21 protein-coding genes are annotated in these 22,949 nt (G+C 36.2%); 14 read left to right on the forward strand and 7 right to left on the reverse strand.

The window, feature by feature from the left end; genetic code table 11:
• The first annotated feature begins 84 nt into the window (after window positions 1-84).
• The 5 genes from H3R33_RS02580 to cyoD all read left to right on the forward strand — a co-directional run bounded on the left by H3R33_RS02580 (window position 85) and on the right by cyoD (window position 5,094).
• Window positions 85-855 (forward strand): Bax inhibitor-1/YccA family protein, encoded by a 771-nt coding sequence (locus H3R33_RS02580; RefSeq protein ID WP_198185214.1) that lies wholly within the window; start codon window positions 85-87, stop codon window positions 853-855.
• Window positions 856-1,183: 328 nt separating this feature from the next.
• A complete protein-coding gene (gene cyoA, locus H3R33_RS02585) occupies window positions 1,184-2,146 on the forward strand; it encodes a ubiquinol oxidase subunit II (RefSeq protein WP_370552698.1) in 963 nt (320 codons plus the stop codon).
• 4 nt (window positions 2,147-2,150) lie between these two features.
• Complete coding sequence (cyoB, locus tag H3R33_RS02590; protein WP_110438188.1) at window positions 2,151-4,139, forward strand: cytochrome o ubiquinol oxidase subunit I; 1,989 nt, start codon at window positions 2,151-2,153, stop codon at window positions 4,137-4,139.
• On the forward strand, window positions 4,139-4,759 hold the full coding sequence (cyoC, locus tag H3R33_RS02595) for a cytochrome o ubiquinol oxidase subunit III (RefSeq protein ID WP_196424137.1): 621 nt from the start codon (window positions 4,139-4,141) through the stop codon (window positions 4,757-4,759). The genes cyoB and cyoC overlap by 1 nt, the downstream gene beginning before the upstream one ends.
• A complete protein-coding gene (cyoD, locus tag H3R33_RS02600; protein WP_110438187.1) occupies window positions 4,759-5,094 on the forward strand; it encodes a cytochrome o ubiquinol oxidase subunit IV in 336 nt (111 codons plus the stop codon). The genes cyoC and cyoD overlap by 1 nt, the downstream gene beginning before the upstream one ends.
• A gap of 112 nt (window positions 5,095-5,206) precedes the next feature.
• Here cyoD and fdxA read toward each other — a convergent pair whose 3' ends face one another.
• The 3 genes from fdxA to H3R33_RS02615 all read right to left on the reverse strand — a co-directional run bounded on the left by fdxA (window position 5,207) and on the right by H3R33_RS02615 (window position 8,463).
• The gene (gene fdxA, locus H3R33_RS02605) at window positions 5,207-5,539 is read right to left on the reverse strand and encodes a ferredoxin FdxA (protein WP_198185215.1); all 333 of its coding nucleotides are present in this window, start codon (window positions 5,537-5,539) and stop codon (window positions 5,207-5,209) included.
• Between the two features lie 147 nt (window positions 5,540-5,686).
• Entirely contained in the window at window positions 5,687-5,968 is a 282-nt protein-coding gene (locus tag H3R33_RS02610) for an RNA-binding S4 domain-containing protein (protein ID WP_155566944.1), read from the reverse strand.
• On the reverse strand, window positions 5,965-8,463 hold the full coding sequence (locus H3R33_RS02615) for a helicase-related protein (RefSeq protein WP_198185216.1): 2,499 nt from the start codon (window positions 8,461-8,463) through the stop codon (window positions 5,965-5,967). Before H3R33_RS02615 ends, H3R33_RS02610 begins: the two co-directional genes overlap by 4 nt.
• A gap of 201 nt (window positions 8,464-8,664) precedes the next feature.
• Here H3R33_RS02615 and H3R33_RS02620 point away from each other — a divergent pair, with 201 nt between their 5' ends.
• The 3 genes from H3R33_RS02620 to H3R33_RS02630 all read left to right on the forward strand — a co-directional run bounded on the left by H3R33_RS02620 (window position 8,665) and on the right by H3R33_RS02630 (window position 11,371).
• On the forward strand, window positions 8,665-10,062 hold the full coding sequence (locus tag H3R33_RS02620; RefSeq protein WP_198185217.1) for an amino acid permease: 1,398 nt from the start codon (window positions 8,665-8,667) through the stop codon (window positions 10,060-10,062).
• A 206-nt stretch (window positions 10,063-10,268) separates the two neighbouring features.
• Window positions 10,269-10,613 carry a MarR family transcriptional regulator gene (locus tag H3R33_RS02625; protein WP_110438182.1) on the forward strand — a complete coding sequence of 115 codons (345 nt, stop codon included), beginning with the start codon at window positions 10,269-10,271 and terminating at the stop codon, window positions 10,611-10,613.
• Window positions 10,614-10,771: 158 nt separating this feature from the next.
• A complete protein-coding gene (locus tag H3R33_RS02630) occupies window positions 10,772-11,371 on the forward strand; it encodes a hypothetical protein (protein ID WP_198185218.1) in 600 nt (199 codons plus the stop codon).
• Between the two features lie 41 nt (window positions 11,372-11,412).
• On the opposite strand, the gene H3R33_RS02635 is transcribed toward H3R33_RS02630, so the two are convergent.
• Window positions 11,413-12,447, reverse strand: a complete 1,035-nt coding sequence (locus H3R33_RS02635; RefSeq protein ID WP_198185219.1) for a UDP-phosphate alpha N-acetylglucosaminyltransferase — start codon at window positions 12,445-12,447, stop codon at window positions 11,413-11,415.
• Between the two features lie 63 nt (window positions 12,448-12,510).
• Between H3R33_RS02635 and H3R33_RS02640 the strand changes: the two genes are divergently transcribed.
• From H3R33_RS02640 to proP, 4 genes are all read left to right on the forward strand, one after another.
• Window positions 12,511-14,469 (forward strand): nucleoside-diphosphate sugar epimerase/dehydratase, encoded by a 1,959-nt coding sequence (locus tag H3R33_RS02640; protein WP_232342190.1) that lies wholly within the window; start codon window positions 12,511-12,513, stop codon window positions 14,467-14,469.
• A gap of 57 nt (window positions 14,470-14,526) precedes the next feature.
• Window positions 14,527-15,660, forward strand: a complete 1,134-nt coding sequence (locus H3R33_RS02645; protein WP_198185220.1) for a DegT/DnrJ/EryC1/StrS aminotransferase family protein — start codon at window positions 14,527-14,529, stop codon at window positions 15,658-15,660.
• 4 nt (window positions 15,661-15,664) lie between these two features.
• Window positions 15,665-16,171 carry a hypothetical protein gene (locus tag H3R33_RS02650; RefSeq protein ID WP_198185221.1) on the forward strand — a complete coding sequence of 169 codons (507 nt, stop codon included), beginning with the start codon at window positions 15,665-15,667 and terminating at the stop codon, window positions 16,169-16,171.
• A gap of 97 nt (window positions 16,172-16,268) precedes the next feature.
• Entirely contained in the window at window positions 16,269-17,771 is a 1,503-nt protein-coding gene (proP, locus tag H3R33_RS02655) for a glycine betaine/L-proline transporter ProP (protein ID WP_198185222.1), read from the forward strand.
• A gap of 66 nt (window positions 17,772-17,837) precedes the next feature.
• Here the strand turns inward: proP and H3R33_RS02660 are convergent, their stop codons facing one another.
• Window positions 17,838-19,727 carry an ABC-F family ATP-binding cassette domain-containing protein gene (locus tag H3R33_RS02660; RefSeq protein WP_198185223.1) on the reverse strand — a complete coding sequence of 630 codons (1,890 nt, stop codon included), beginning with the start codon at window positions 19,725-19,727 and terminating at the stop codon, window positions 17,838-17,840.
• A 115-nt stretch (window positions 19,728-19,842) separates the two neighbouring features.
• On the opposite strand from H3R33_RS02660, the gene ndk reads away from it, so the two are divergent.
• A complete protein-coding gene (gene ndk, locus H3R33_RS02665; RefSeq protein WP_198185224.1) occupies window positions 19,843-20,265 on the forward strand; it encodes a nucleoside-diphosphate kinase in 423 nt (140 codons plus the stop codon).
• A 40-nt stretch (window positions 20,266-20,305) separates the two neighbouring features.
• Here ndk and purN read toward each other — a convergent pair whose 3' ends face one another.
• Both purN and purM read right to left on the reverse strand, forming a co-directional pair.
• Window positions 20,306-20,923: a phosphoribosylglycinamide formyltransferase gene (gene purN / locus H3R33_RS02670; RefSeq protein ID WP_198185225.1), complete on the reverse strand. Its 618-nt coding sequence runs from the start codon at window positions 20,921-20,923 to the stop codon at window positions 20,306-20,308.
• Window positions 20,924-20,942: 19 nt separating this feature from the next.
• Window positions 20,943-22,058, reverse strand: a complete 1,116-nt coding sequence (gene purM, locus H3R33_RS02675; protein ID WP_198185226.1) for a phosphoribosylformylglycinamidine cyclo-ligase — start codon at window positions 22,056-22,058, stop codon at window positions 20,943-20,945.
• A 109-nt stretch (window positions 22,059-22,167) separates the two neighbouring features.
• Here purM and H3R33_RS02680 point away from each other — a divergent pair, with 109 nt between their 5' ends.
• Window positions 22,168-22,908 (forward strand): DnaA ATPase domain-containing protein, encoded by a 741-nt coding sequence (locus tag H3R33_RS02680; protein ID WP_198185227.1) that lies wholly within the window; start codon window positions 22,168-22,170, stop codon window positions 22,906-22,908.
• Window positions 22,909-22,949: the final 41 nt, after the last annotated feature.

Here is a 22,949-nt window from a genome sequence, read left to right on the forward strand (position 1 = left end):
ACATATTTTTTTTCAATGCTTGATATTTGGGCTGTAAATGAAATATATTATATAAGTCTATGAAAATTTTAATGAGTAAAGTAAATGGTATTTCGTCCTGATTCTTATAACAATATGACCAATGTCAATGCCAAAGTCGCATATGATGCAGGTCTTAGAAATTATATGCTTCGTATCTTTAATTGGATGGCATCAGGGTTGTTGCTAACTGCATTAGTTTCATATTTGGTTGTTAACACATCTTTAGGTAATATATTTTATCATCCGGTAGTGATGGGGTACAGAACCATTGGAATCACACCAACATTATTGGGTTATATCGCTATTTTTTCACCATTGGCATTTGTATTGGTAATGTCCTTTGGGGTCAATCGCCTTTCAACGCAAGCTGCCCAAACACTTTTCTGGGTATTTTGTGGTGTCATGGGCGTTAGTATGGCAAATATCTTTTATGTATATACAGGTGAATCCATCGTAAGGACGTTTGTGGTCACAGCAGGTATGTTTGCGGGAATGTCTTTGTGGGGATACTCAACTCACAAAGATTTGACAGGAATAGGTTCTTTTTTAGGGATGGGTCTGTTTGGTCTTGTTTTAGCCATGGTTGCGAATATCTTTTTCAAAAGCGGACAACTAGGATTAATCATTAATATAGTTGGAGTGATCATTTTTACAGGTCTTGCCGCTACGGATACTCAACGTATTAAGCTTTCCTATCAAAATCTCTATCAATATGAAGGGTCTGATATCGTGCTTAAAGCCAGCGTTTATGATGCCTTAAGTATGTATTTGAATTTTATCAACCTGTTTCAGTTTATGCTGCAATTCATGGGTGTTCGTCAAAACGACAACTAAGTTTAAAATGACAGTTTTATGAATGTTGAAAATAGTGCTGATTTATTCAGCACTATTTTTTTTTGATTATAGCCATAATCCATAATCGATATTTAATAAGTGCTTGCTTATAAAGTGAGTTGTAATGGGATGTTATTTATAGTAAACAATTAGATATAAAATAACATTATACTAAGATCATGATTATATGTCTAAATTTAGAAAAAATTGTGGTCTTTTTATGAAGAATGAATTTTATGTAAAAATTTAATAATATAAAACTGTTTTTTTATATGATTTCTCAATTAAAAAGAAGTTTTATAAAATAAACACGCTGATGAGTTGAGCGATGTCAGAATCAACGAGGCATAGAATGAAAAAATTATTACCGAAAATTACATTATCGGTAGTGGGTTTAACATCTACTCTTATGTTGGGTGGATGTAACTTGGTTTTATTTGATCCAAAAGGACCGATAGGACAAAGTGAGAAAGAATTGATTATGATGACGGTAGGGGCAATGCTTTGCGTTGTTATTCCCGTTATTATTGCAACCTTAATTATTGCAAGACGTTATCGTGCATCAAATACCAGTGCAACATATTCACCAAAATGGGATTTCTCACTTCCGATTGAAATATGTATGTGGGGAATTCCAATGTGTTTGATTGCTTTTCTTGCATATAAAACATTTGTTTCATCTCATGAATTGGATCCTTATAAACCAATCGCTGCACCTGCTGATAATCCACAAGTCAAACCAATTGATGTTCAGGTTGTTGCGTTAAACTGGAAATGGTTATTTATTTATCCTGAATATGGTATAGCCACAGTTAATCAATTGGTAGTACCTGTTAATACACCAGTTTCCTTCCGATTAACGTCCGATGCGACAATGAACTCTTTTTGGATTCCGCAGCTAGGGTCACAAGTCTATGTAATGGCTGGTATGCAAACTCAATTGCATTTATTGGCTTCTACAGAAGGTGATTATTTGGGGGAAACCAATAATTACAGTGGTGCTGGATATTCAGATATGAGATTCCGTACATTGGTTAAAGATGAAAAGGGATTTCAGGACTGGATTGAAAAAGTTCGTGCGTCTTCTCAAGACTTGAACAATGAAACATATGCTAAACTGCATGAAGATAGTATTAAAAATCCAGTTGAATACTATGCTCATGTTGAACCGGTTTTATTCGATACAATCATAGCAAAATATAACAATGGTATGGTTATGGATAAAGCTACTGGGCAAATGATTCATATGAGCTCAAGTCAATCTGGTGAAATGAAGCACGCAGAGGAATAGATAAATGTTAGGTAAATTAAGTCTTTCGGCTATTCCATATCATGTACCTATATTGGTAGGGACATTTATTGGGGTAGTTATTGTTGGATTGGCTGTTTTAGGAGCGATCACATACTATGGTAAATGGGGTGTATTGTTCAGAAACTGGCTTTTCTCGGTTGATCACAAGCGTATCGGTATAATGTACATCGTGCTTGCACTTGTTATGTTATTCCGTGGATTTGCGGATGCTATCATGATGCGTCTGCAACAGGCCATGGCTTATAATAGTCCTGGTTACCTGCCTCCATCGCATTATGACCAAATTTTCACTGCTCATGGTACAATCATGATTTTCTTCATGGCCATGGCATTTATGCAGGGTCTATTTAACCTTATCGTTCCTTTGCAGATTGGTGCTCGTGACGTCGCTTTTCCATTTATCAACTCATTAAGTTTTTGGTTAACGACTGCTGGTGCTATACTAGTTAACATCTCTTTGTTTATTGGTGATTTCTCGACTGCTGGTTGGTTGGCCTATCCACCTGTTTCTGAATTGCAGTTTAGTCCTGGCGTAGGGGTAGACTATTATATCTGGGCTGTTCAGATTTCCGGTGTTGGAACGCTTTTGACTGCTGTTAACTTTATAACTACAGTTGTCAAAATGCGTGCCCCAGGAATGACATGGATGCGTATTCCTGTTTTCACATGGACTGTTATTGCATCTTGTATCATGATTTTTACGACATTCCCTGCCTTGACAGTGGCTGTGGCTGAATTGGCACTGGATCGTTATTGTGGAATGCATTTCTTTACCAATGATGGTGGTGGAAATGTAATGTTGTATTTGAATCTGATCTGGGCATGGGGACATCCTGAAGTTTACATTCTTGTAATTCCTGCCTTTGGTGTTTTCTCGGAAGTTGTTCCTGTATTTTGCAAAAAACCATTATTCGGTTATGCAACAATGGTTTATGCAAGTTTGGCGATTACGACCTTGTCCTTGCTGGTTTGGGTTCACCACTTCTTTACAATGGGTGCCGGAGCAAATGTTAATACCTTTTTTGGTATCATGACGATGATCATTGCCATCCCAACAGGAGTTAAGGTCTTTAACTGGCTCTTTACCATGTTTAGAGGACGTATCGAATTTACTGCACCAATGTATTGGACAATCGGATTTATGATTGTTTTCGTTATTGGTGGTATGACCGGGGTTATGCTGGCAATTCCAGCCAGTGACTTCGTTTTGCATAATAGTGAATTCTTGATTGCTCACTTCCATAATACTATTATTGGTGGTGTTTATTTTGGTTATGTCGCGGGGATGAATTTTTGGGCTCCAAAAGTAACCGGTTTCAAGATGAGTCAGAAACTTGGTAAGGCCGCATTCTTTTTCTGGTTCTTTGGATTTTTCCTTTCATTTGTTCCATTATACATTACCGGATTTGATGGAATGGTTCGTCGTTTGAATCATTATGACAATCCCAATTGGCATTTCTGGTTACAGATTGCCTGTGTTGGTGTATTTTGTATCCTTTGTGGTGTTGTTTGCCAATTATTACAGATTTTCCTTGGTATTATTAACGCGAAAAAACCTGAAAATATTGATGTAACGGGTGATCCATGGGATGGTCGTAGTCTTGAATGGTCAACTTCTTCTCCAGCTCCTGTTTATAACTTTGCTCATATTCCAGTTGTTCAATCACGTGATGCTTATGCATATAATAAAGAGCATGGAATTGATACACGTCGTACGTCTGAAACCTATAAGGATATTCTTATGCCTAAAAACACGTCTGCAGGTTTTTGGCATGGCATGTTTGCATTGGTTCTGGGATTTGCGGCAGTTTGGCATATCTGGTGGCTTGTGATTGTTACCGTAATTCTTAATTTTGTATTAGCTATTGGCTATAGCTTTAAAGATGATAAAGAATATGTCATTCCTGCTTCAGAAGTTGAACGTATTGAAAAAGAACATTCTCGTAAACTTATGACACAGGTGGCTGAATAATGGCTGAGAATATGAGTACAACGATGTCAAATACTTCACAAAATGTTCATGAACACGAACATGAGCATGAAAATCATTCATTCTTTGGCTTTTGGATGTATTTGATGTCGGACTGCATTGTCTTTGGGTGTTTATTTACCAGTTATGCGGTTTTAAGAAATCAGTTTGCTGGTGGTCCAACCAGTAAAGAAATGTTTGAACTGGGACGAGTGGCTATTGAAACTGCCTTGCTGTTGACAAGTTCACTTACCTTCGGTTTCGCGATGATTCAGGCGCGTCGTAACAGTAACAATGGAACACTTTTATGGATGGTGGTTTCAGCCATTCTTGGTTTAGGGTTCCTTGTTTTGGAAGTTCAAGAGTTTATCGCTTTTGTTCAACATGGTGCCTCACCAACCGTTAGCGCTTATTGGTCGGCATTCTTTACACTTGTTGGAACGCATGGCTTACATGTTACTTTGGGTCTGATTTGGATGACGGTTCTGATGATTCAATTGGTAACAAAGGGTCTAAACAAAACAATGATGCCAAGATTGGCTTGTATGAGTTTATTTTGGCATTTCTTGGATATTGTTTGGATTTGCGTATTTAGTTTCGTTTACCTGTTGAGTATGGCATAATGACAGAAAATCACACTACAGCCTCAGAAGAGGCAGGACACGGCTCTGTAGCATCCTATATAGTCGGGTATGTATTATCGATCATCCTTACGGTAATTGCTTTTTATATCGTTATGGAACATATGTTTTCAACGATGGCTACTGCAACTACGCTTGGGGTATTGGCAGCATTACAAATTATTGTTCAGTCAGTATTTTTCTTGCATGTCAGTGTGTCTCCAGAAAAACGTGTTGATTTGGTAAGTTATGCATTTTCGCTTTTCGTAGCAATCGTTATTGTATTTGGAACGTTATTCGTAATGCATAATGCAAGTTATAACATGATGTCTCGATAATTATATTTACGTTTTGTCCTGTAAATCATTATGGGGCAAAATGAAATCAAGTTGTAAAAAAACCCTTTATCATTTGATAAAGGGTTTTTTATTGATTAAAGACTGATATACATTAGCTCTTATGCGGTTTCCGGGAAAGCATATCTTTTTTATCAGGCTTTCCGTTCCATTCATCAGCATCCGAAGGTGTATTTTCTTTTCTTGTAATGTTTGGCCATGATTTGGACAGTTCAGCATTGATCTCAATCCAGTCGGTAGAACGATCATCACTGTCAGGGAATATAGCTTCTGCAGGGCATTCAGGTTCACATACTCCACAATCGATACATTCTTCTGGGCTTATAACTAGAAAATTTTCACCCGCATAGAAGCAGTCGACGGGACATACTTCTACACAATCCATATATTTGCAGCGGATACAGTTTTCTGTGACCACATAGGCCATTGTTTTCTCCGATTCATACTAGTTAAATAAGGGTTTTTCCCTAAATAATTGTTTTTCTTAATTATATAAAATAGCTTACTTATATAAGTTAGGTATCATCTTGATGACTAACAAGAAAATTATTCATTTTCTTTATTACATCAAAATCTATTTTTCAAGAATTTCTTTGTATAAAGAGTGACATAATTTTGCTGAAACTCTTCGGGTTGAAAAACCCAAGACCTGTATTACCCTGCTACTGTTGTTCCAGGGAATGGTAATGATATCGTCTTTTTTTATTAAAGTTGCAGGTTTGATAACTGATTTTGAATTTATTTTTATAATTTCGTTTTTAATCGAGAAATGACTAATCGATCGGGATTTATATATTCTAGCATGCCAAAGCCAGATATCAATACGTTGACAGGTTAGCTCAGTTTGATAGTTCATGTACGATTCAAAAGAAAGTTTTTAAGAATGTTAAATGGATTATCTTGGGTAAGATGCGTCATATGTTTAATTTTGCGCTGTTTTTTTATTTTAATTTTTTTAATTAATAAGGGTGCTGGAGGGCCAAATTTTTCATATGTTAATTTTTCAGGTTTTTTGGGTTGCAATTTTAGAGATTTAAGTAGTGGAATAATGTTATCATTATAATATGGAACAGGTGCCATCCATTTTTTATGAAAACAAACAGGATGTTTTTTTGAAGCTTTCTTAAGCTTGAACGTCAATTTTTCTGCAATATCCAATCTGATGATCTGTTTATTGGCAACAAGCCATCCCATCTTGGCAACAAGATTTTTGTTCATTGTCGAAGAAGTTAAATAAGCAATCTGTTTAGGTGAAAGTAAAACAGGATTAGCAATCTGTTCATTGAGTGTGAGGAGTGTATGTCGTAAATAATATTGTTTTTCTTTAAAAAAATTTTCGATATAAATTGCGTGATTTCCATAATGAATCTTGTAATGTTTCAATTGTTTAATTGTGTCTTTTGACAAATTGAAATATTGTTCAGTCCATAAAATGCCTCCATTTTCATAAAGTTGATGCAGAATTCCACGTAGTTCTGATGTGTTGTTATCATTATCCAAGGCATTAAAAAAATTTGGAAATAATCTTCGATTATAATTTTCTAAAAATTCTTTCAATCTTCTCAAGATTAAATTTTGAAAAACTTGTTGAATTAAATCCTTATTTAAAAGGCAGATATCTGGATGAAAAAAATCCTTGCCTTTTTTTAATTGAGCGATTGGTGATTTTTGCCATGATATAATTTTTTTATCATGATCTATCATAAATTCTTTATCATTATCGTGAATTAATCGATTAACCTGTTGAGGGATAAATTTTTCAATCGATTTATTAATTTTTTTTAAAATAAAAGAGCGTTCGTCTTTATGGATTGAATCCGGAAGTTGAAAACAAAATCCCCGAATTTTACCAATAAACTCGCCATCAATTGAAATATTCCCTTCATTTGTTATAGAGGTAAAGGCATTTATTTGTTTAGAGTGAGATAAATGATGGATAAGGTTTGTGACCCTTTGATTAACGAACTTTGATACCAAACTGTCATGTAGCGCGTCGGAAAGTTTTTCTTCTATCTCTTTTGTTTGGGCGTGCCAATAAGATGATGATTCTACCCAATTATTTTTTGTTGTTAAAAATGAATAGATACGAATACTGGCAAGTCTCTGCATTAAGGTATCGATGTCCCCCTGCAAATGATTTAGCTGTTGAATTTGCTGATCAATCCAATTTTCAGGTATATGGCCTTGTTTGATCAAAAAAAGGAAAATTTGTTTACATATCCGTGCATGATATTCACTGCCAATTTTTTTAAAGTCGGGTATTTGACAACATTCCCATAACAATTCAGTTTTAAATTGTGACGTACATATTGAACGTACTTCATGGTCTTGGATAAGATAAGATAGGTTTTTAAGATCAGAAGAATATTGACCAGTTATAAGCTGTGGAAACAGTGAAGGTGTGGTTAAGGTGGAAAAAAGTGTCAGGGGATTTTGAAAATCGAGATCATGATTACGCCAATAAATTTGTTTTATGGGATCGAAAGCATGATTTTCTATGGCATTGACAATTTTATCAGAAATTATTGGACAATTCGCGGTTATGCCAAATGTTCCATCCCTTGAGCCTCTCCCAGCCCTACCTGCAATTTGAGCAATTTCACTTGGATAGAGATTACGCATCTGTCGTCCATCATATTTTGATAAATTCACAAAAGCGATATGATTGACATCCATATTCAAACCCATGCCAATTGCATCGGTGGCAATCAAATAGTCAACCTCTTTATTTTGATAAAGTTCCATTTGTGCATTACGGGTACGGGGAGAAAGTCGTCCCATGATAATTGCACATCCACCTTTTTGACGCTTGACCAATTCTGCAATGGCATAAACTTCATGGGCTGAAAAGGCAACAATTGCACAACGTGGTGGTAATTTTGTTAATTTGGTAAATCCATTATATACTAATGATGAAAGTCTTGGCCGTGTTTGTATTTCGATAGATGGAACAAGTTTTTTCAAAATAGGGATGATTGTATCAGCCCCGAGAAAAATTGTTTCATATGTTCCGCGGCAATGAAGAAGCCGGTGGGTAAAAATGTGTCCACGATCTGGATCTGAACAAAGCTGAATTTCATCAATGATGACAATATCAACGGGTATATGAACGGGCATTGCCTCAACAGTGCAGGAAAACCATTTTGCCTGGGGTGGAACAATTTTTTCCTCACCTGTTATAAGCCCGACATTTTTTTTTCCTTTGATTTTAACCATTCGGTCATAGTTTTCCTTGGCAAGAAGCCTTAGGGGAAATCCAATGATTCCGGAAGGATAAGCAAGCAAGCGTTCAAGGGCTGTATAGGTCTTGCCAGTATTTGTTGGTCCAAGTATTGCTTTGATTTGTGTCATTATTAGGTAATTTATATCAGCTGTTTTTGATAAGCGTACAGGATAATAGATAAATTAATTAGATAATCATTCAATGATAATTATAAATTACAATTGTTTTGAAATTTTATTTTAATTAATAATTAAATAATTAATTTATTGCTTGCAAAAAATTAATCATTTTCAAACACGTTTGAAAAATCAATGTAATAAAGGTTTTTTATGGGTCAGGGTATAGATACAGAATTAAAAAGAAATTTGAGTAACCGACATATGCAGTTAATTGCAATTGGAGGGTGTATAGGCACTGGTCTTTTTATGGGAGCGGCTAATACGATTTCACTTGCTGGTCCTTCTATTATTTTTATTTACTGTATTATTGGTATTATTGTATTCCTTGTAATGCGTGCCTTGGGCGAAATTCTTTTATCTGATTTACGATACAGATCATTTGTAGATTTTGTTACAGAATTGCTTGGACCTTGTTGCGGCTTTGTTTTGGGTTGGTCTTACTGGTTGTGCTGGATTGTCATTGGTATTGCAGATCTAATTGCCATTTCAGGATATACGCAAATATTTTATCCCAATTTGTATTCTTGGATACCGGCTCTATGCTGTATCGCAATATTTTATATTTTAAACCGTTTGACTGTTCGAATATTTGGTGAAATGGAATTTAGTTTTGCCATTATCAAAATTCTAGCCATTATTGTTTTAATTCTTGTTGGTATCTTTTTTATCGTTACGGGTTTTCGTTCTCCATCAGGAGACGTGACCTCTGTAAAAAACATATGGAATCATGGTAATTTGTTTCCTAATGGATTTGAGGGGTTTTTGGCTGGATTTCAAAGTGCCACCTTTGCCTTTATTGGAGTTGAGCTGATTGGTACTGTTGCGGCTGAATCTAAAGATCCGGAAAAAAATTTACCCAAGGCCATTAATAATATCCCTTTAAGAATTTTGATGTTTTACGTATTTTCTGTAATGGTTATTATGGCGGTTATTCCTTGGCAAAGTATCAATCCATCCAAAAGTCCATTTATCATGTTGTTTTTGTTTGCTGGTCTCCCTGCAGCTGCTGCAATAGTCTATATTGTTGTGATTACGTCAGCTGCATCATCTACAAACAGCGGGGTATTTTCCAGTAGCCGTATGTTATATGGTTTGGCAAGACTTAATAAAGCGCCTGCTTTTTTTGGAAAATTATCCAAACATTCTATACCGATAAATGGTCTGAGATTTTCTTGCTTATGTTTATTAACTTCAGTTATCTTATTACTTTTTAATAATAAAAGTATTATTGAAATTTTTACTTTGGTGGCTTCCGTTGCGACAATTATTTCATTATTTACTTGGTTGCTAATATTACTGTCCTATATCCAGTATAGAAAAAAACATCTTCATAAACACATGAGTTCTTTCTTCAAATTACCTGGTGGATATATCTCCTGCATTCTTTGCATAATTTTTATTTTTTTCACGTTATTGACGCTAATGATACAGTTTGACACGCGTATGGCATTATATATCGGAAGTGCTTGGTTTATTTTTATTACTTTTTGTTATTATATAGTTACAAAATCAAAAAAAAAGAGTAAAATAATTTTACTATCAAAATAAAAGGAGGTAAATAAAGCTTAAATCTTAATAAACTAATTTTTCAATGAGAAATTTTTATTACTTTTCCTATGTTTTTTTGGTGTGTCAAATTAATTGTAATTAATTTGTTATAATTTTTTGTAGAGAAGGTTGATATTTTAAGTCATAATACTCATTTGTTTAACTGACACAACGTTATATGTAAGTAATTATTCAAAGGTTATAAAATGACTTCTAAAAAAATCCCTTTTGAACAACAGATTGTTATTCTCCAGAATACAATCACGACAATGGTACGTCAGGATAAACCTGACTTGTCAGCACGTCAATTGGCTGTTTTCTTGATTTGTTATTTGAATGAAACAGTTCAGACTGTTCGTGGATTGGCAGCGGCTCTAAGAGTTTCAAAACCGGCTATCACAAGAGCTCTGGATCGATTGGAAGAACTCAATTTGCTAGGTAGAAAAACAGACCCTATGGATCGTCGCTCTGTATTAGTGCAGCGTACAGAAGAAGGTTATGAATATTTGCAGAATATTCAATCCATTATGAGCGAAGCTGTGAAGCAATAATAATGGTTATATAACAATTACTATATATGTTGTAAGAGCAGTTATTAATTTAATAACTGCTTTTTTATTTAATACCCAAAATGAGAATGTAGTTTAATATATTTATTTATTTCCAGGTAAGTGTTATTATAGTACAGAAACTATTTGGGGAAATCATAATGAAAAATAATAACTTACTCTTTGCCGCTACTCTGATTGGATCGTCTTTTTTAATTAATCCAATATATGCGACCAATCATCACAAACGTGTTCACCAAGCTGCTGCATCTTCTGAAAAATCCGTAGGTACGGTGACTATGACCTTTCATTCAGCAGATTTAGGCGTTGGTTATACTTGGGGAGATGGTATTCTTCATTATAGGGGACATGTTTACAAGTTCAAGATAAAGGGTGGTGATGTTGTTGCATTAGGTTTTTCAAAATCTCAAGCAACAGGACGTGTTTTTCAGTTAAAAAATATATATGATTTTGCTGGAAAATATGCCGCCGCTACGGGTGAAGCCACAGCTGGTGTTGGTGTAGGGGCTGGAAATCTAAAAAATGCAAAGAATGTTATCATTAAAATGGATACAAACACTGTTGGCGGAAGATTGGCCGGTGCACCTGCAGGTTTTGAAATTAAATTTGTTGATAAACATTTGCAAAAAGCAGCTGAAGCTGACAAGCAGAAAGAAAAAAACATTAAAAAATCTGCAAATAAAAGTCATATGACTGCAGATGAATTAAATGGTGAACAACTAGATAAAATGAAAAAATAGTTGCTTGAATTTTTGGAAAATGGTAACTGGATATCATACAGTTACCATTTTTTTATATTTAAAGACTGTGTTTTGTAAAGAATGAATAAAGTCCAGATAAGTTGAGGCAAAATCAGTAGCGAGCATGCGAGTTCAATGTTTTGCAATGAAGTAAGGGGGAATAGATAGAATAAAAAACCACCCCAAATGCAAAATAAACATTCTATAAACGTGATTAAAATCGGAGAAATATGACTGCGATGTGCCATTTGATATAAATGGCTGCGATGTGCTTGTAAATAAGGTTCCTTGTTAATTATTCTACGTATTAATGTAAAGGTCACATCAAAAATGAAACCAAACAAAAGAAAAAATATTATTATATTTTGAGAAATTAAGGTGACAAAGTCTGAATTGATCGCTGTGCCTAAGGGGATAATGGCAAAAGAGGCCAATATCAAACCGCAAGCTTGACTGCCGACATCTCCCATAAAAATTTCAGCTTTTGGGAAATTAAAAGGAAGAAAACCGAGCAATCCAGTCAATAGAGATAATGCAAAAATTTTATTTTCCAGATTTGTGCTATAAAAATAAATAAACAGGCAGCAGATTGCGGCAACTCCAGCAGCCAAACCGTTTAAACCATCCATAAAATTATAAGCATTAGTTATATAAACAAGCCAGATTATAAAAAAAGGAAGCAAATATAAATGGTTTTCTAAGAAAGAGGCTGGAAAGACAAAAATACAAACACTTACGGATGCAATAAATTGAATTGCCAGTTTGGATAAGGCTGACCATTGTTTGATATCGTCCAGCCACGAAAATAATGATATGAATGTAATGGTTGATAATAAACCTATGATTGATAAAGAATAATGCTGGTTAAATAAGTAAATAAAACTTATATTGGCAGTTAAAAAGGCGGAAATGATACCTATCCCACCGCCTTTTGGTATTGGAAATGTATGAGAACTCCGTTGGTTTGGATTATCCATAATACCAACTGAGGCAACATATTTCACAATTGTTGCGGATAATAGTGTATTGGAGATAAGCCAGATAAGTAACAAATATTTATAGTTTACAGAGTTCATTGTTTTTTAAATGTAATGTAATTAAATAAAGTTATTTTACATTATTTAAATGGAAAAGTGATTTTGCAACAGCCTAGTGTAACTATTTCTAGCCAACAAAAAAAGATATTTAATCGTATTGCTATCAATATTTTTATGGATGGTCTGTTGGCAGCCATTGCTGCTCCATTGGCACGTTGGCTTTCTGATCCACAGGGCGGGTTTATCCATCCATTATGGTTTTTAACGGGTGGTGTATTGACCTTGCTGGTTAGTGGAATACCATTTCATATTCCACAACAATATTGGCGTTTTTCCGGGATAGCGGATTTGTTAAATATAGCCGCTGCATCTGTAGGCAGTGCGATATTATTCACCTGTTTATTGTATGTAACCGGATATCCATTGCCTTCCGTGACATTTCCGTTTATTTATGCAATGGTTCTTTTGCTATTAATGGGCGGTGGTAGAATAGGTTACCGGATTTTATCTTCAGAAGCATTTAGGAATTATTTCAATAAAAAAAGAAAAATTATCATTGTTGGAAATGATGCAGATATTGATCTGTTTATGCGGGCTATACGGCTTGATCATTCAAACGCATTATCGGTTATGGGACTGATCTCTTTTCGTCAGAATAGAAAAGGGCATCGTATTCATAATATTCCCATTTTAGGAAGTTTGGATGATTTTTCTGTCATACTGACACAGCTTGATGCACAAAAAAAATTACCTTCTTTATTCGTGATTATTGGTCAAGAATTAAGAGGGGAGCAATTGCGGGATTTTTTAGCAATTGCGGGTAAATGGAATATTGATGTTCAGAGAACACCAGTAATTACCCATTTATCACCTGCCGCCAATTTAGAATTGAAACCGATTGCTCTTGATGAATTATTGAACAGGCCACAGATTGTCTTGGATCGTGCTGGCATGGCTGAAATGATAAAGGGCAAAGTCGTGGCCATTACAGGTGCGGGAGGAAGTATAGGATCAGAATTGGTTCGGCAAGTTGCTGATTTATCCCCTAAATTATTATTGTTGCTTGATCAAAGCGAATATGCACTATGGAAGATAAATATTGAATTATCGGAAAGTAATTTTGCAGGTTTAAGGGAAACGATCTTGATCAATATTCGAGAGAAGAAAAGAGTGGATTCCCTTTTTCAAAAATATAAACCAGATTTGGTCTTTCATGCTGCAGCATTGAAACATGTATTTACAATCGAGAATAATCCAATCGAGGGATTTTTAACAAATATTATTGGCACGCGTGTTGTGGCTGATGCTGCTGTTAAATGCGGGACACAGGCATTTATTATGATATCTACTGATAAAGCGGTTAATCCCTCAAGCTTTATGGGCGTTTCAAAACGAATTGCAGAAATGTATTGTCAGTCTCTCGATAAAACCATTCGTGACCATGATACTGAAAAGAAAAATCAGGGTTTTGAATGGTTGGGTATGAGCAAAATGCGATTCATTACGGTAAGGTTTGGAAATGTTCTTGGCTCAACAGGATCTGTTGTTCCCCTGTTCAAGCGTCAGTTGAGTCATGGAGGACCTTTGACGGTTACCGATCCAAATATGCAACGTTATTTTATGACTATTCCAGAAGCGGTAGGGTTGGTTTTACAGGCTAGCGTAAGAGCAACAATAAGATTTGGGAATGGAGACAAAACGGATGAGATGTTGCATCAGGGGGGCATTTTTGTACTTGATATGGGAAAACCCATAAAAATTCTAGATTTGGCACGTCAGATGATTCGCCTTGCCGGGTTAAAACCGGATGAGGACATAGTCATAGAATTTACCGGGGCAAAACCTGGTGAAAAATTATTTGAGGAATTATTTTATGGTCGTGAAGCCCCAGTTCCAACTGATCATGACGGTTTATTGATGGCAACGCCCAAAGGTATGGATATCAAGGTGGTTACAGAATATATCGATCGGATTAGATATGCATGTGATAATAATGATGTTGTTGAGGCAATAACATATGTGCAGAAATTAGTGCCTGAATTTAAACATTTGTCGAATTAAATGAACGAAATCAAAAAATCGAATAAGATAATTTAAAAAATTATACTAGAGGTGAATATGAATGATCCGATATTATTTTTAGATTTGAACAAACAACAGGCACGTATAGGAAAGATTTTAAAAGATCGTATAGACAAGGTTTTTTCACATGGAAAGTTTATTTTAGGACCTGAAGTTCAGGAACTTGAAGATCGTTTGGCGGAATATGTCGGGGCTTCATATTGTATAGGGGTTTCATCTGGAACAGATGCAATCCAGATTGCGTTAATGGGTGAAAATGTTGGAAGAGGGGATGCTGTATTTTTACCTGCATTTACCTATACAGCAACAGCTGAGGTTCCATTATTGCTGGGTGCAACTCCCATTTTTGTTGATATTAATCCTGAAACTTTTCAAATTGATCCAATTAATCTCAAAAATGCAATTGATAAGGTTAAAAAAGAAAATAAATTAAAACCTAAAGCCATTATTGGGGTAGATCTTTTTGGACAGCCTGCGCCATGGAATGAATTATGCCAGATTGCTAAAGATGAAAATTTATTTTTGTTGGATGATTGTGCTCAGTCCTTTGGTGGTCAATATCATGGAAAGAAACTGGGTAGTCAGGCAGATGCCACGATCACCTCATTTTTTCCATCAAAACCTTTTGGAGCCTATGGGGATGGTGGTGCAATTTTTACAAACAGTTTAGAAAAGTTTGAACTTTATCGCTCGTTGCGTTCGCATGGCGAAGGACAAACACGTTATCAGGTTTTGCGAACGGGAATAAATGGACGTTTGGATACGATACAGGCAGCAATATTGTTGGCCAAATTCGGTTATCTTGAAGAGGAGCTTGTAAGAAGAGAAGAAATTGCAACTTTATACGATGCCGCGCTTTTGTCTTGTGTAAAAATACCTGCTCGGGTATTAAATAGTAAAAGTGCCTGGGCAATTTATTCAATTCTATTAAGTGATGAAGCAGAACGCAAATTTGTACAAGATACGTTAAAGGCTGAAAATATTCCCTCGGCCATTTATTATCCCTTACCATTGCATTTACAACCTGCCTATCACTCCTATCATGATGGAACATATTTGTCAGTATCAGAGGAAATTTCCAAACGGATTTTGGCATTACCTATTCATCCAGAACTTTCGAATGCTCAGGTTAACCGTGTTATTCAAGCAGTTTTAAAAGTAAAAAAATAAAAGAATGAGAAAGCAAAATATAATTTTAACCCTTGTATTAATCGTTTGTCTTACCATTGTGATGATTATATGGCTTTCGGTCAGGGATAAAATTCAACCTGTTACTTTTCCACCGATAGTCAATGCAGAAATTGTTGTTGGGCCCTTGCACAAAAAACGTAGTTTAACACCTTCAGAGCTTGAATCGGTTAAGAAATGGATAAAATCCAATCTAAAAGGTTGGGGACCATTACATCAGAACCCGCCATCCACCGGGGATGTTGAAATTCAGTTTAATCGTGATCTGGACAAAAACTATTATATTAACAAACCTGAACAGGAAAAACCCCATCCTTTCACTTTGGTATTGTGGCTTGGGATCAGCCAGGCGGATTGGAATAATAAGATATTTTATGAAGTCATCAATGAGAGTGAAAGCAAGATATTTGTAAAAGATTGTAATGATAGTGCTTTTGATCCATTAAGAAAGCTTGTTGATCAATATGATTATGAAAGGACAGATTTTCCTTAAAATGTTTAAATCTTGTTAAAATCAAAAAAAATTAAAAATTTAAAAAATAAAAAAAATTGATTTATGAAGATAAATTATACTTTTGAAGGAAATATTAATGAGGCCAGTAAAAAAAATATATAAACCAATGAATATTAATGACATCACCATTATCGATGATGATAAATTAAAAAAAGCCATAACTGCAGCCGCACTTGGAAATGCAATGGAATGGTTCGATTTTGGGGTTTATGGATTTTTGGCCTTTGTATTGGGTAAGGTTTTTTTTCCTGATGCTTCACCAAGTGTTCAAATGATTGCCTCATTGGGGACTTTTTCTGTTCCTTTTCTTGTTCGTCCATTGGGGGGAATAGTTTGTGGTATTTTGGGAGATCGGTACGGAAGACAAAAAATCCTGGCGATAACTATAATCATAATGTCATTGGGTACTTGTAGTATTGGATTAATCCCAAGTTATCAATCCATTGGTATTATGTCCCCGGTCTTATTATTGATTGCAAAGCTTGTACAGGGGTTTTCAGTAGGTGGAGAATATTCTGGTGCCGCAATTTTTGTCGCGGAATATTCCCCTGATCGTAAACGTGGATTAATGGGAAGTTGGCTTGATTTTGGATCCATCGCAGGGTTTGTAATTGGGGCTGGTGTTGTTGTTTTGATATCCAGCATGATTTCTGATGTGCAGTTTGAGAGATGGGGATGGCGTATTCCTTTCTTTTTAGCCCTTCCTTTGGGAGCAATAGGTTTATATTTGCGTCATGAATTGGAGGAAACACCAGCCTTTCAAAAGCATGTTGAGGATATGGAGGCTGAAAGTAAGGTAAACCTCAGAAATTCACCCAAGCTATCATATCGGGAAGTGGCCGGTAAATATTGGAAAAGTTTAATGATATGCGTTGGAATAGTAATTGTTACCAACGTGACGTATTACGTTCTTTTGACTTATATGCCGAGTTATCTTTCACATAATTTGCATTATTCAGAAAATCACGGCGTATTGATTATTATTGCCGTAATGGTTGGTATGTTATTTGTTCAGCCTATAATTGGAATGACAAGTGATAAAATTGGACGACGCCCTTTTATATTGGGGGGTAGCACTGGACTTTTTTTATTATCTTATCCTGCCTTTTTGATGATTCAAACGAATTCAGTCGGTTTTATATTTATTGGTTTATTAATTCTTGCCATATTATTGAATTGTTTTATCGGTGTGATGGCTTCAATTCTGCCAGCTATTTTTCCAACTCAAATTCGTTATAGCGCACTGGCGATTGCTTTTAATATTTCGATTTTAATCGCAGGCATGACACCAACAATTGTGGCATGGATGGTTGAAGCAACGCATAACTTAAATATGCCTGCATTTTATTTGATGGGTATTTCATTAATAGGACTGTGGACAGGAATACGAATGCCTGAAACGGCCAATAAACCCTTAAGAGGTGAAACACCAACAGCTTCCGATCGTAATGAGGCCAAAGAAATTTTATCAGAACATTTTGATACGATAGAGCAAAAAGTTGAGGAAATTGATGAAAAAATCGCAGATTTGGAACGACGTAGACAGATACTGATTGATCAACATCCTAAACTGGACTGATTCAATATTTTATTAACAGGCAATGATGAAATCATATTCATTGCCTGTTAGTATATTATAAATTATTTACAATTCTTTTTCAGTATTTTCCAGTTTATCTTGTAAAATAAACCAATCTTCTTCGGCTTGATTTTTTCGTTTTTGATATTCAGCCAATTCGATTTGTAATTTTGTTATTTCTTCAGCTGATACATTTGAATAAAACTCTGGTTCAGCCATTTTTTGTTCAATTTTGAGATAGGCTTCACTATTTTTCTGAATAAGTAATTCAAGAGCCTTTATTTTATTTTTTAACGGTTGAAGTATTTTCCGTTTTTCCGCTCTTTCCTTGCGTGCTAATTTTTGAGATGAGCCAGTTTCTGTATTTTTTACGGATGAATCAAGAATACGTTTATTATCCGTTAGCCATTGACGGTAATCATTGATATCACCATCAAAAGATTCAACTGTACCATTATTAACCAACCAAAGTCGGTCAGCTATCAGTTCTATCAGACGTGGATCATGGGAAATAAGTATGACAGCTCCTTCAAAGGAGGATAATGCATGAATTAGGGATTCTTTTGCATCAAGATCCAAATGATTGGTAGGTTCATCAAGCAATAGGATATTGGGTTTATAACGTGTGATAAGAGCCAGAACAAGTCGAGCTTTTTCTCCACCAGACAAGGATTGAACAGGGGTATCAATTTGCTCGGTATTTAATCCAAATCGGGCAAGTTGCGCTCTCAATTCAGTGGGTGTGGCTTTTGGTAAAACCTTTTCAAGATGACTGAATGGGGTTTGATTAGGAATAAGTTCTTCTAACTGATGTTGAGCAAAATAACCAACAGAAAGTTTGGTGTGATTATGAATGCTACCTTCCATTGGTTTCAGACAACCTGCGATAAGTTTGATAAAGGTTGATTTACCGTTACCATTTGCACCCAAAAGGGCAATACGGTCATCTGGATCAATTCTTAATGTTAAATTGGAAAGTACAACATGATCGCCGTATCCAACCTTGACTTGATCAAGGGTAATTAATGGAGGCGGTAATTGTACAGGTTGGGGAAATTCGAAATGTATTGCTTTTTCCTCAACAATTTCTTCCAAAACAGGCAGTTTTTCAAGTGCTTTTAAGCGTGCTTGCGCTTGTCTGGCCTTGGTCGCCTTGGCACGAAAGCGATCGACAAAAGCTTGCATATGAGCACGTTTCGCGGCTATTTTTTCAGTTTCCCGATTTTGTTGAAGTATTTTTTCGTTATTTATTCTGATAAATTCATCATATCCTCCAGCTGTCATGGACAATTTCTGATGATGAAGATGGGCAATGGCATCAACACATTCATTCAAAAGATTGCGATCATGGCTGACAATTATTGCACTGCCAGAAAAATTGTTGATCCAGGATTGCAACCACAAAGTCGCTTCTAAATCAAGATGATTGGTGGGTTCATCAAGGAGCAGTAAATCGGGATTTAAAAACAATGTGCTCGCTAGAGCAACTCGCATTCTCCATCCACCAGAAAAATCCGAAATAGGACGTTGTTGGTTTTCTGCACTAAAACCCAAACCTGCAAGAATGGTTGCTGCGCGAGCCGGAGCGCTGTCAGCTTGTATGGCTATTAGTCTTTCATGAATTTCAGCAAGCCGATACCCATCCCGTGTTGATTCAGCCTCATTTATGAGATACGTACGTTCTTTATCCGCAGAAAGCACTGTTTCAATTAATGATAAATTACCAGATGGTGTTTCCTGTTTAACCCGTGCCATTTTTATACGGTTTGATAAAAGAATCTCACCTCCATCAATTGATATGTCTCCAGAAATTGCGGCTAGCAATGTTGATTTTCCTGTTCCATTTCGGCCAACCAGTCCAACTTTTTGCCCATTCTCAATGGTAAGGGAAGCATCTTCCAAGAGGGGACGACCTAAAATTCGAAGGGTAAGGTGATTTATAACCAGCGTACTCACAAATCTGCCCGCAAAATATGATAAAAAAACTATCGACAAGATAAGAGAAATACTTCTATTTACCAATAGAGTATTTTTCTCTGCAATATATTTACAGATTAAAGGAAATTTCAATATGACTTTACAAAGAACACTGTCAATTTTAAAACCAGATGCAACACGTCGTAATTTGACTGGTAAAATCAACGCTTTAATTGAAGGGACGGGATTAAAAATCGTTGGACAAAAACGTATTCAGCTAAGCAAGCAGCAAGCTGAAGCTTTTTATTCAGTTCATAAAGAACGTCCTTTTTTCAATGATCTGGTTGAATTTATGATAAGTGGTCCTGTCGTGGTTCAGGTTTTGGAGGGCGAAAACGCTGTTCAAAAAAATCGTGATATCATGGGTGCAACAGATCCTAAAAAAGCTCAAGCACACACGATTCGTGCGCAATTTGCTGAATCAATTGAGGCCAATTCAGTTCATGGATCTGATTCTGCCGAAAATGCAGCTACTGAAATTCGCTTCTTTTTTTCAGACATTGAAATCTGCGTATAAAACCAATGGTTGGAGATCTTTATCTCCAACCTTTTTAAATTTATCCATTAATCAGGGTATCAGAAGTCGAATCAGCTTCAAATCCCAATAGAAAATTCTTTAAAACTCTTGGATAAAGAAGATGTTCTTGGTCCAATACACGTTTTGCCAAGGTGTTTTCTGTATCATCGGGAAGAACAGGAATTGCTGCCTGACCTAGAATAGGACCATCATCCATTTTTTCTGTTACGATATGAATGGTGCAACCATGTATCTTCACCCCTTTTTTAAGGGCTTTTTTATGGGTATCTAAACCAGGAAAAGCTGGTAAGAGACTTGGATGAATATTTAGGATCTTACCTTTCCATTCATTGATCAAAAACGGGCTTAAAAGTCGCATATAACCTGCAAGACAGATTGTTGTAACATGATGGGCTTGAAGGGCCGCATTAATTTGGCGTTCATGAGCTTGTCGGTTATTGCCAAAATCATAGTCATCAATGACTTGAGTGGTAATACCCGATTTGCGGGCGATTTCCAATCCTTCTGCATCTGGGTTATTACTAATGATCAACTCAATTGATGCTGGGAAAGAGGGTTTGGCACATGCATCAATAAGGGAACGCATATTTGAACCACGTCCGCTTATCATGATCGCTATACGTTTTTTCTTCGACATTTAAAGGGTTCTCACCTTGTTAATCAATTTCAGGAATAAAGGTAAAATCGGGTAGGTCGCTGAAGAATACCTGTTGATCATTATCGAGTTCGGTTTTTGGTTCAATCTGGCCAATGATATAGGCTTGGACATCGGTATCATTAAGTAGTTTATTCACGGCTTCAAAATCTGATGTGATCAATATCATGCCAATACCGCAATTAAATACTTTCAGCATTTCCTCTGGTTGAACGTTGCCAGCGTGGGCCAGCCATGAAAATACTGGTGGCATGGGCCAGCTTTGTCCGTCAACAACAGCTACAAGATTGTCTGGCAAAATACGTGGAAGATTGCCGATAATTCCACCGCCTGTAATATGGGCGGCCCCGTTTAGTAGTCCAGCCTCATGAAGTTTTAGTACAGGTTTTACATAAAGCTGTGTCGGGGCGAGTAATGCCTCTCCAAGAAACTGGTTGGGATCGAAAGGTGCCACATCGTCCCATGACAGGTTTTGGGCTTTTACAATTGAACGTACCAAGGAAAATCCGTTGGAATGAACACCATTTGATGTCAAAGCGATAATTTTATCACCGCTAGTGATATTTTTGGGTAGAATCTGATCTCTTTCAACTGCTCCAACGGCGAATCCGGCCAGATCATAATGCTTTTCCTTGTACATCCCCGGCATTTCCGCTGTTTCTCCACCAATCAAGGCACAGCCACTTGCTTCACAGGCCTTACTGATACTTTGTATGATACGTTGTGCCTGATCAAGCTCTAATTTTCCGGTAGCAAAATAATCGAGAAAAAACAAAGGTCTTGCGCCTTGCACAACGATATCATTCACACACATTCCAACTAGATCAAATCCGATATTGTCGCACAGCCCTGTTTCGATTGCGGGCAAAAGCTTTGTTCCAACCCCATCGGTTCCTGAAACAAGAATTGGATCTAGATAGCCGGTTGCTTTTAAGTCAAATAACGCACCAAATCCGCCCAGATTACCCATAACACCATTATTATGAGTTTGGGAGACAACCGGTTTTATAGCTTCGATCAATGCATCCCCTGTGGCAATACTGACACCAGCATTTTCATAGGTGATTTCATCCTGCTGGTTATTTAGTTCTGTATTCTCAGAAAAATCTGACTTCATTATTAAGCAGCCTCTATTCTTGCTTTATAGGTTTATCTTGAAATGGTTATAGGATAGTTTTACACCATAATAGGGTTTATAGGATAGATTGAATTTTGGTAAAGTAGTGATGCAGGAAAAAAATAAACAAAATTGTTTTTTTAATACGTCAAGGCAGCTCGCTTTACCCTTTACCTATAAACCTCGTTTTATTTCTTCAGATTTTATAAATTCACCTTCAAATTTTGATGCACGGACCTGGCTTGGGATCAGTAAAACAACCTACAATGTGCCAGATTGGCCAGATCGACGTTTGGCAATATGGGGAGATTCAGGAACAGGTAAAACGCATTTATTGCAAATATGGGCGGAAAGGAAACAGGCCCTATATATTCCAGCTTCTGCTTTACAAAAAAACTCTTCTGTATATTGGTCCGAAAAATTACAAAATAAAGAAATAAAAGCCATTGTTATAGATGATGCCGATCTAGTCACTGATTTTCATTCATTGTTGCATATTTTAAACATGACCAAAGAGTTGCGGATCATAACTGTTCTAGGAGGGCGTTCCTCACCAGCTCGATGGGAAGTTGAGTTGCCCGATTTGGCTAGCCGATTACGGTCAATCATAGCGATTAAAATTGAACAACCTGAAGAGGAATTATTACGGCTTTTATTTCTTCGGTTAGTAGCTGACAGGCAATTGGTTATTCCAACGTCCATTATGGATATTATTCAGTTACGATTACCAAGAACAGCTTTTGCAGTACGTCAGTTTATTGAACGGTTAGATGAAATAACCCTTGTTGAACAGGGGGGAATGACCAGAAATCTTGTCATGAAAATTCTTGATGAATTGTCAATTTTATAATGATATAGAAATAATATGTTATAATTAGACGTGATTTTGAA

Origin of the sequence: Commensalibacter sp. B14384M2 (genome assembly GCF_016101865.1) — a bacterium.
GTDB lineage: Bacteria > Pseudomonadota > Alphaproteobacteria > Acetobacterales > Acetobacteraceae > Commensalibacter > Commensalibacter melissae.

Bases quoted from the DNA above. Each gene is read 5' to 3' on its own strand.
- H3R33_RS02610 (WP_155566944.1), bottom strand. From the start codon at position 5,968: ATGAACTATCAAACTGAGCTAACCTGTCAACGTATTGATATCTGGCTT.
- H3R33_RS02625 (WP_110438182.1), top strand. From the start codon at position 10,269: ATGACTTCTAAAAAAATCCCTTTTGAACAACAGATTGTTATTCTCCAG.
- H3R33_RS02630 (WP_198185218.1), top strand. From the start codon at position 10,772: ATGAAAAATAATAACTTACTCTTTGCCGCTACTCTGATTGGATCGTCT.
- cyoB (WP_110438188.1), top strand. From the start codon at position 2,151: ATGTTAGGTAAATTAAGTCTTTCGGCTATTCCATATCATGTACCTATA.
- H3R33_RS02580 (WP_198185214.1), top strand. From the start codon at position 85: ATGGTATTTCGTCCTGATTCTTATAACAATATGACCAATGTCAATGCC.
- cyoA (WP_370552698.1), top strand. From the start codon at position 1,184: ATGTCAGAATCAACGAGGCATAGAATGAAAAAATTATTACCGAAAATT.
- ndk (WP_198185224.1), top strand. From the start codon at position 19,843: ATGACTTTACAAAGAACACTGTCAATTTTAAAACCAGATGCAACACGT.
- H3R33_RS02680 (WP_198185227.1), top strand. From the start codon at position 22,168: ATGCAGGAAAAAAATAAACAAAATTGTTTTTTTAATACGTCAAGGCAG.
- H3R33_RS02650 (WP_198185221.1), top strand. From the start codon at position 15,665: ATGAGAAAGCAAAATATAATTTTAACCCTTGTATTAATCGTTTGTCTT.
- H3R33_RS02615 (WP_198185216.1), bottom strand. From the start codon at position 8,463: ATGACACAAATCAAAGCAATACTTGGACCAACAAATACTGGCAAGACC.
- purN (WP_198185225.1), bottom strand. From the start codon at position 20,923: ATGTCGAAGAAAAAACGTATAGCGATCATGATAAGCGGACGTGGTTCA.
- cyoC (WP_196424137.1), top strand. From the start codon at position 4,139: ATGGCTGAGAATATGAGTACAACGATGTCAAATACTTCACAAAATGTT.
- H3R33_RS02645 (WP_198185220.1), top strand. From the start codon at position 14,527: ATGAATGATCCGATATTATTTTTAGATTTGAACAAACAACAGGCACGT.
- cyoD (WP_110438187.1), top strand. From the start codon at position 4,759: ATGACAGAAAATCACACTACAGCCTCAGAAGAGGCAGGACACGGCTCT.
- purM (WP_198185226.1), bottom strand. From the start codon at position 22,058: ATGAAGTCAGATTTTTCTGAGAATACAGAACTAAATAACCAGCAGGAT.
- H3R33_RS02620 (WP_198185217.1), top strand. From the start codon at position 8,665: ATGGGTCAGGGTATAGATACAGAATTAAAAAGAAATTTGAGTAACCGA.
- H3R33_RS02635 (WP_198185219.1), bottom strand. From the start codon at position 12,447: ATGAACTCTGTAAACTATAAATATTTGTTACTTATCTGGCTTATCTCC.
- proP (WP_198185222.1), top strand. From the start codon at position 16,269: ATGAGGCCAGTAAAAAAAATATATAAACCAATGAATATTAATGACATC.
- fdxA (WP_198185215.1), bottom strand. From the start codon at position 5,539: ATGGCCTATGTGGTCACAGAAAACTGTATCCGCTGCAAATATATGGAT.